General features: G+C 63.8%; 8 protein-coding genes. 1 reads left to right on the forward strand and 7 read right to left on the reverse strand.

Annotated elements, in window-relative coordinates; translation table 11 throughout:
• Positions 1-45 precede the first annotated feature (45 nt).
• On the reverse strand, positions 46-984 hold the full coding sequence (locus WM2015_RS15420) for a LysR family transcriptional regulator (RefSeq protein WP_049726899.1): 939 nt from the start codon (positions 982-984) through the stop codon (positions 46-48).
• A gap of 100 nt (positions 985-1,084) precedes the next feature.
• Here WM2015_RS15420 and WM2015_RS15425 point away from each other — a divergent pair, with 100 nt between their 5' ends.
• A complete protein-coding gene (locus WM2015_RS15425) occupies positions 1,085-2,068 on the forward strand; it encodes a DMT family transporter (RefSeq protein ID WP_082169805.1) in 984 nt (327 codons plus the stop codon).
• Positions 2,069-2,247: 179 nt separating this feature from the next.
• Here the strand turns inward: WM2015_RS15425 and WM2015_RS15430 are convergent, their stop codons facing one another.
• The 6 genes from WM2015_RS15430 to rpmH all read right to left on the reverse strand — a co-directional run bounded on the left by WM2015_RS15430 (position 2,248) and on the right by rpmH (position 8,312).
• Entirely contained in the window at positions 2,248-3,231 is a 984-nt protein-coding gene (locus WM2015_RS15430) for a glutathione S-transferase family protein (RefSeq protein WP_049726900.1), read from the reverse strand.
• 911 nt (positions 3,232-4,142) lie between these two features.
• The gene (locus tag WM2015_RS15435; protein ID WP_049726901.1) at positions 4,143-4,571 is read right to left on the reverse strand and encodes a CBS domain-containing protein; all 429 of its coding nucleotides are present in this window, start codon (positions 4,569-4,571) and stop codon (positions 4,143-4,145) included.
• A gap of 84 nt (positions 4,572-4,655) precedes the next feature.
• The gene (gene mnmE / locus WM2015_RS15440) at positions 4,656-5,984 is read right to left on the reverse strand and encodes a tRNA uridine-5-carboxymethylaminomethyl(34) synthesis GTPase MnmE (RefSeq protein ID WP_156201312.1); all 1,329 of its coding nucleotides are present in this window, start codon (positions 5,982-5,984) and stop codon (positions 4,656-4,658) included.
• A 105-nt stretch (positions 5,985-6,089) separates the two neighbouring features.
• A complete protein-coding gene (gene yidC / locus WM2015_RS15445) occupies positions 6,090-7,808 on the reverse strand; it encodes a membrane protein insertase YidC (protein WP_049726903.1) in 1,719 nt (572 codons plus the stop codon).
• A gap of 6 nt (positions 7,809-7,814) precedes the next feature.
• Positions 7,815-8,156, reverse strand: a complete 342-nt coding sequence (gene rnpA, locus WM2015_RS15450; protein ID WP_049726904.1) for a ribonuclease P protein component — start codon at positions 8,154-8,156, stop codon at positions 7,815-7,817.
• Positions 8,157-8,165: 9 nt separating this feature from the next.
• Positions 8,166-8,312, reverse strand: coding sequence for a 50S ribosomal protein L34 (rpmH, locus tag WM2015_RS15455; RefSeq protein ID WP_049726905.1), 147 nt, complete (start codon positions 8,310-8,312; stop codon positions 8,166-8,168).
• Positions 8,313-8,428 lie beyond the last annotated feature (116 nt).

The raw sequence follows: 8,428 nt of genomic DNA on the forward strand, positions 1-8,428 counted from the left end.
AGCCATTAGCTTAGCATCCGCTGAAACGGCTGCAATTGACGGACTTCAGCGCCAACCCGAGGCCTCGGCCTGCCGTTCCAGCCAGCGAGACAGATGCAGGATTCCCGGTTCCTTGGCCCGCGATTGCTTGCAGGCAAAGTGGAATTCGTCACCGGTCCTGAATTCATGCGTTCGAAGCCTGACCAGTTCGGGATCACTGGCCGTATCGAGCATGTAGTCGTTGGACAGGGCAATGCCCTGATGGTGGCGTGCCGCCTCCTGGGCAAGCAGCATGTGGGAGAACTGCTGGACTCGGGCCGTCGGCGGCATCTCCGTCTCGGCGGCCTGAAACCAGCGGCGCCAGTCCTCGCCTGGTTTTTCGAAGACGCTGGCGGCCGACAGCAGGGTGAAGCGGCTCAACCACTCGGGCCGGATCGAACGGCCACTGCCCTTTTCCCTCAGACCGGCGTCTTCCAGGGATTCCCGCATCTGCATCCAGTACTGACGCGAGCAGACGGCGAACAGTCGCTCCACATAGAGCGGGGTCGACACGTAGCCGCGTTGGCGGTAGCGAATCGTGATGAAGGCATCGGCCAGGCGCTCGGACATCACCGGCATGTCGGCCAGCATTTCCAGGGTCAGATCCAGATCGGGGTGGCGGCGCTGCAGATGCGGCAGTCTCGGAATCAGCCAACGCACGGCCAGGGAGCTCGGCACGGCCAGGCGCAGCCGGGTGTCCGATTGGCCTCGCAACTGCTGGCTGGCGCGCTCGATCTGGGCCAGGGCGGGTGCGATCGCCTCCAGATAGCGCTCGCCCTCTTCGGTCAGGGCCACCCGGCGGCCATGGCGATCGAACAGGCTTTCACCGAGGTCATCCTCGAGCTGCCGAATCCGGTGGGACACCGCCGACTGGGTGACGTGCAATTCCTCCGCCGCGGCGGAAAAGCTCAGGGTCCGGGCCACGGCTTCGAACACCGGAAGCGTTTTAAGAGGCGGCAGCTTCATTATGAAAATTTCTCATATCTATCGATATTTGATCATTTTACATAATGAATAGCTGGCTTCAGACTCCAGACCTATCGAGTCTTCGTGCAGGAGTTGCCCCATGTCCGGCCGCACCGTTCACAGCGCCATCGCCTTGCTGATCATCGGCAATCTGATGGCGATCGTTTCCGATGCTCTGATCAAACAGGCCAGCGGGGAGTTGGCGATCTTCCAGTTCGTGGCGATTCGCCTGCTCTTCACCCTGCTCCTGTTGCTGCCCTTCCTGTCGCTCGTGGATCGCAACCGTTTCTGGGCCGGCACTCGGGTCCACCTCGTTCGGGCGCATGTCGGGCTTGCGGGCGTGGTCTGCATGGTCTTCGCCCTCGGCGCCCTGCCCCTGGCCACCGCCAATGCCATCTTCTACGTTGCACCGGTGCTGGTCGTGGTGCTGGCCGTGCTGTTCTTCGGCGAGCGCCTGAGCTGGACCGGTGGCCTGGCCGTGCTCAGCGGGATGGGTGGTGTGCTGGTGATCCTGCGCCCGACCGAACTGTCTGCCGCGGGCCTGGTTGCCCTGGGTCTGGCCGTTGCCCTGGCCGTCAACGCGCTGCTGGTTCGCAAACTGCCGAAGGGTCAGACGGTGGTACACAGCCTGCTGCTCAACTATCTGCTGGCGGTCCCGGCGGCGCTGCTTCTGGCCATCGTCGAAGGGGCGCCGCTGGATCTGGACTCGGTGCGCCCGGCCTTCGGTTCGGCCCTGTTCATCCTGGCCTACAACGCCACGATCATCCTGGCCTACCGCCAGGTCGATGCCAATCAGGTCACGGCCTCGGAATACACCGGTATCCTCTGGGCCGTGCTCGTCGGTTGGTTGTGGTTCGGGGAACTGCCGGATGCCCTGTTCTGGATCGGCACCGGCATGATCGTCCTGCCGCTGTTCCTGCAGGCGCTGGTCTCGACGCGACCGGCCCATCGTGGTCGGCCGGCCACCCAGGTCGGCGGCTCGCGGCGGGCAACCGACCGCCTCGCCTTCCCGAGCGAAGCAGAAACCGCGAGCGAGTCCGCCGCTCCTCAGCCGTCGGAGTCGGAACCCGCCTCCTCGTCCTGAACCGGCTTGGCCTTGCCGGGGTGATCACCGATCACGGACTTGAGTGGACAGACGGCAAAGACAGGACAGCGTTTACAGCCTGCGGCCAGGGCATAAGGACAGAGCGTCATCGATTCCTCCCATGGATGGGGCCGACGAAAGTCGGCCACTGTTCGGCAGGATAGCAGCTTGCCTGGAGATCAGCTCCCGAAGCGATCGCGATCGTGCTTGCGATGGAAATCCAGCGCCGGGCCCAGGGGAACGATGTAGTGCGGATTGATCGTGTCGTGGCTGCCGTAGTAGTGCAGCTTGATCGCCCGCATCTCGACCGTCTCGCTGACACCCGGCACCTGGAACAGGTCGCGCAGGTAATTGGACAGGTTCGGGTAGTCGTCGATCCGGCGCAGATTGCATTTGAAGTGGCCGACATAGACCGCGTCGAAGCGGATCAGGGTGGTGAACAGGCGCCAGTCGGCTTCCGTCAGTCGATCGCCGCAGAGGTAGCGCTGCTCGGAGAGGCGTTCCTCGAGCTGATCGAGGGTTTCGAACAGGGGAATGACGGCTTCTTCGTAGGCGTCCTGAGTCGTCGCGAAGCCCGACTTGTAGACCCCGTTGTTGACCTGATCGTAGACCAGGGCGTTGATCTCGTCGATCGACTCCCGCAGGTCGGCGGGATAGTAGTCGCCTGACTTCGCCCCCACCCCGTCGAAGGCGGAATTGAACATCCGGATGATGTCGGCCGATTCGTTGCTGACGATCGTCTCGCGCTGCTTGTCCCACAGCACCGGCACCGTGACCCGGCCGCTGTAATCCGACATGGCCCGGGTGTAGATCTGGTGCATGAACTCGGCGTTGAAGTGCGGGTCCGGCTGCACCTTGTAGCCGGGCCGGAAGGTCCAGCCATGCTCGCGCATGATCGGATTGACCACCGACAGGGAAATCATCGACTCCAGACCTTTCAGCTTGCGGAAGATCAGGGTCCGATGCGCCCACGGGCAGGCCAGTGCCACGTACAGGTGATAACGACCCGGCTCGGCCTTGAACCCGCCTTCACCCGTGGGCCCCGCCGACCCATCGGCCGTCACCCAGTTCCGAAACGCCGCCTTGGACCGCTCGAAGCGCCCGCCGGTCGACTCGGTGTCGTACCACTCGTCCTTCCACTCACCATCCACCAGCAAACCCATGCGAGTTTCTCCAGCTGAATCAAGAATTGGTTTCCATTGTAACAATCTCCCATCAAATGGAGATGGTGACGCCTGGCGGCTGGGTTTGCTTAGCAAGCTGACGCTTGCCCCGCTTTGCGGGAAATTCAAAGTCAAAGACGTTCCGTCCCCTTCGGGGCCGGGTTCCTTTTGGCTGTCGTCCCAAAAGGAACCAAAAGGACTGTTGCCCGCGGTGTCGCCCAGCGCAAGAAGCCGCGCTGGGTCCCCTGTGCTTCTCGGCCGTGGCGGGCGCCGCCGAACTCGCTTCGGTCACTTCGTTCCCTACGCTCAGACATCGCGGCGGCGCTTTTCCCGCCCCGTCCTGCGATGCTCGGCGCCACCGAGGGCAGGGAAAGGCTGGGACGGGCCATTGCTCCGCTCGGCCCGACTGCTGGAGCGAGCAAAGTGCAGATGAAAGCGAATGGACAGTTTGCGCGAAGCGCAAGAAGTCCTTGAGCGTAACTGTCCGCACGTGATGCTCTGAACTGTTTTGGTTTTGATCTTGCCTTAGCCGTTGGAGTCGCCGAGAAGCGCAGGGCCGAGCGGATAAAGAAGTTCCGCTGTCTGACCGCAGCGCAGCGGAGGGAGTTAAGGAACTTCCCGCTCGGACCGAGCATCGCAGGGGACCGGGCGAAGCCCGGCGACTTCATGGGCGTCAGAACTTTTGGTTTCTTTTGGTTCGTCTGCCAAAAGAAACTCGCCCAGCAAGCGAAGTGCAGGTGTAAGCGATGGGGCGGCTTGCGCGCAGCGCAAAAAGCCCTTGAGCGTCACCGACCGCACGTGTGGGCGAAAGCCTTTGACTTCCCGCGCAGCGGGGCAAGCGCAGCTTGCGGCCCTTGGCAATGCAGGCGCAGCCTGCGAGCTAAAAAACCCGGGCGCCAGCCCGAAAAAAATCACCCGCTAACGTACCGCTCCAACTGCTCGATCAAAACCTGCTGATCCCCGATCACGGCGGTGACCAGATCCCCGATCGAGACCACGCCCAGCAGCTCGCCCTTTTCGACCACCGGCAGATGGCGGAAGCGTTTTCTGGTCATCAGGGCCAGTCCCTCGTCCGCCGTGGCCTTGGGTGAGATCGTCACCGCAGGGGAGGAGCAGATTTCACGGACTCGGGTTTCACGTGAGGAACGACCGTCGAGGATGACCTTGCGGGCGTAGTCGCGCTCGGAGACCATGCCGTGCAGCGCATCACCATCGAGGACCACCAGGGCGCCGACGCCCTTGAGCGCCATCATGCGGATGGCATCGAAGACCGTGTCTTCGGGTTTGACCGACCAGATGTCCCCGCCCTTGTTGGCCAGGATGTGCCGAATCGTGTGCATACGTGCTCCCTGTTCATTCAGTTGACCAGCCCGGATTCGAGTATAGGGCTGGCCGCGCCGACGCCGCAAATGGCCCGGAGAGTGCTATTTGCCGATGCAGAAGCTGGAGAAGATGTGGCCGAGGAGTTCATCGGAGCTCATTCGGCCGGTGATTTCGGCGAGTGCCTCGGCGGCCATGCGCAGTTCTTCGGCCAACAACTCCCCGGAGCCGGTGGCCGCGAGTTCCCGAGCGCCGCGGTCCAGCGGTTCGCGCGCCTTCACCAGGGCATCGATGTGGCGCTGGCGGGCGGAAAACTCCCCGCCACCGTCCGACTGCAGCCCGAGCACCTCGCGAACCGCCTGTTCGAGCAGGTCCAGACCGCGGCCCTCGAGCGCTGAAAGATCGACGCTTCGTCCCTCGCGCCTCGGTTCACGACCCACTCGATCGATCTTGTTGTTGATCCGGATGAACGGCAGTTCCGGCGGCAGGCCGGGAGGCAGATGGGCGGCTTCGTCCTCGATATCCACCACCCAGAAGAGCAGATCGGCGGCATGCATTTCCCGCTCGGCACGACGCACGCCTTCGATCTCCACTCGATCCTCGGTGTCGCGCAGGCCCGCCGTATCCGCGAGGGTAACGGGCAAGCCGCCGAGCTCGATCGTTTCCCGCAGCACATCGCGGGTGGTCCCGGGAATGTCGGTGACGATGGCCGAATCACGACGCGTCATGGCATTGAGCAGGCTCGACTTGCCGGCGTTGGGTTTACCGATGATGGCCACGCGAAGGCCGTCGTTCAGCAACCGACCCGCGCGAGCCTGCTCGATCAGCTCGTCGAGGCGAGTTCGCAATGCATCGAGTCGGGCGGCGACCTGTCCGTCGGCCAGGAAATCGACGTCTTCGTCGGGGAAATCGAGCGCGGCTTCCACCCAGACCCGCAGCTCGACGAGGTCATGATGCAGGGCATCGACCAGCCTCGAGAACACCCCTTCCAGACTGCGGCTGGCGGCCCGCGCCGCCTGGGCCGTGCCGGCGGCGATCAGATCGGCGATCGCCTCGGCCTGGGCCAGATCCATGCGGTCGTTCAGATAGGCCCGCTCGGAGAACTCGCCCGGTCGGGCGCGACGGGCACCCAGGCGAACGAGACGTTCGAGCAGCATCTCCAGGACGACCGGCGAGCCATGGGTCTGCAGTTCGACCACGTCTTCACCGGTGAAGGAGGCGGGCCCGCGAAAGCCGAGCACCAGGGCCTGGTCGATGACCTCACCCTGATCGTCGCGCAGATCGGCCAGGAAGAACCGCCGCGCTTCGGGCGCTCGGGCGCTCAGACGCCTGGCCAGCTCGAAGGCGTCGGGGCCGGAAATCCGGATCACGCCCACGCCGCCGCGCCCCGGGGGCGTGGCGATGGCGCAGATGGTGTCGTTCGAAGCACTCACGTTCGGCATTGTGCCATCGCGGTCGTGTGGAATAGAACGCCGGTCAGCGACAAGAAAAAGGGGCGACCGAGGCCGCCCCTGATTCCTTGCCGTCTCCGCACGGACTCATCGACCGCGCGCCGACTCCTGATCGAGGCGGCGCAGGATGTGCCACTGCTGCGCCAGGGACACGCCGGCATTGGTGGCCCAGTAGAGGACCAGGCCCGCCGGGAACAGGGCGAACATCACCGCGAAGATCACCGGCAGCCACATCATGATCTTGCGCTGCATCGGGTCCATGCCGGCCGTCGGCATCAGGCGCTGGGTGATGATCATGAAGGCACCGTTCAGGATCGGCAGGATGAACAGCGGATCCGGGCGACTCAGATCAGGCACCCACAGGAAGGAGGTCTGACGCAGCTCGACCGACTCCAGCAGCACCCAGTAGAGCGAGATGAAGATCGGAATCTGCACCAGGATCGGCAGACAGCCGCCGAGCGGGTTGACCTTCTCGGTCTTGTAGATCTCCATCATCGCCTGGCCGAACTTCTGGCGGTCGTCGCCATAGCGTTCCTTCAGGGCCTGGATGCGCGGCTGCAGCTTGCGCAGCTTGCCCATCGATCGGAACTGCGCTTCGGTCAGCTTGTAGAACAGCAGCTTGATCAGCAGGGTCAGGACCACGATCGACCAGCCCCAGTGGCCGATGACGATGTGGATCTTGTCCAGAGCCCAGAACAGGGGTTGGGAGATGACGCGGAACCAGCGGTAATCGACCGACAGCTTCAGGCCTTCGGCGATTTCGTCCAGGCGGTTCTGCAGCTTCGGCCCGGCATAGAGTCGGGCATTGAAGCTGTACTCCGCGCCCGGTTCGATCGTGACCTGCGGTGAGGTCGCCGCCACGACGTAGCGCGGGAGGCGCTGGTTGTCCACGTAGCGAGTCGTGTACTGGTGCGCCTGCCCTTCGGGCGGAATCCAGGCGGCCAGGAAGTAATGCTGGATCATCGCCGCCCAACCACCGGTGATCGTCGCGGCGTATTCGGACTCGCGGATTTCATCGAAACCCCGCTTGGTCATCTTCTCTTCGGGCGAGTAGATGGCCGAGCCGGTGTAGCTGAAGCGCTCGGGGTTGGTGAAGGCGAAGCCCGCGTCGCTGTAGTCCGGCGCCGTGCGCTGCAGCTGCACGTAGCGGGCACCGCGCCAGACCTCGGAACCGCCATTCCGAACCGTCATTTCCAGATCGATGACGTAGTCATTCCGGTGGAAGATCCAGGTGGCTACGACCTCCAGGCCGTTGCCGTCGCGCCAGGTCAGGGGCACTTCGAGCACGTCCTGCCCATCCATCAGCTCATAGGCATCCTGTTCGTATTCCCAGCGGCTGCGATGGTTCGGCGCCGCTGAATCTCGGCTGAGCAGGCCCGCCTGGGCAACGAACAGGTCCGGCAGGGCTTCCTTCAGCAGCACGAAGGGCGTGTCCGGCTGATCGACCTCGACCGGGTAGTGCTTCAGGCGAAGATCGACCAGGGTGCCACCGTTGGCATCCAGATCGACGGTGAACACGTCGGTGCTGATGCTGACGCGTCGGCTGGCCTGCATGGCGGGCGCTTCGCTCGGCATCGCTGGCACATCACCCGCGGGCGCCGCTTCGCTGTCGGCGATGTCGGGCAATGCAGGGAGATCGGCACCATTGGCATCAGCGCTGTTCGGCACGGGATCCGCATCGATGAAGCTGCCGTTGACCGGATCGGACGCCGGCCTCTGCGGCGCAGCGTAGTCCTTCTGCCACTCCAGATAGATGAAGAAGCCGAGCATGGCCAGGAGAAGCAGGAAAAACGCGCGGGTATTCATATTGGTCTATCCGTTGAAGCGCTGCCAGAGCTGGTCCAGCGCCAGTCGCAATTCTGCCTGATTGGCCTGGGCAGCAGCGGGTTTCGCCAGAACCACGTAATGCATGGGGGCAAGATGGAGTCGCCGGAGCCGAAAGCTTTCCCGAATCTGACGGCGGATGCGATTGCGCACGACGGCTCGTGGGCTCACCCGCCTCGACACGGCCATGCCCAGGCGGGCATGGTCTGCGTCAGCGTAATGAATCCGGAACAGCTCGTTGGCGGTGGCTCGCCGGCGGTCGAACACCGCCTTGAATTCGGCCCCCTTGAGCAGGCGGGCCGAACGCGGCAGGTTCAGCCGAGCGAGCACGCTCGGGCGTTACCGGTTGTTGGTGGCTGCCAGACGCTTGCGGCCCTTGGCGCGACGGGCGTTGATCACGGCGCGGCCGGAAGCGGTGGCCATGCGGGCGCGGAAACCATGCGTGCGGACGCGCTTGATGCGGCTGGGCTGGAAAGTACGTTTCATGACCTTGGTCTACCTTGCAAAGATGAAGTCTGTTCGGAGCCGGCTCTGGCCTGTGCCTTCGACGCTCCGGTGCTGCGCGGGGCCTACAGGTACAAAACCCCAACAAAAGACGTCAA

Origin of the sequence: Wenzhouxiangella marina (assembly GCF_001187785.1) — a bacterium.
In the GTDB taxonomy this organism is placed as follows: domain Bacteria; phylum Pseudomonadota; class Gammaproteobacteria; order Xanthomonadales; family Wenzhouxiangellaceae; genus Wenzhouxiangella; species Wenzhouxiangella marina.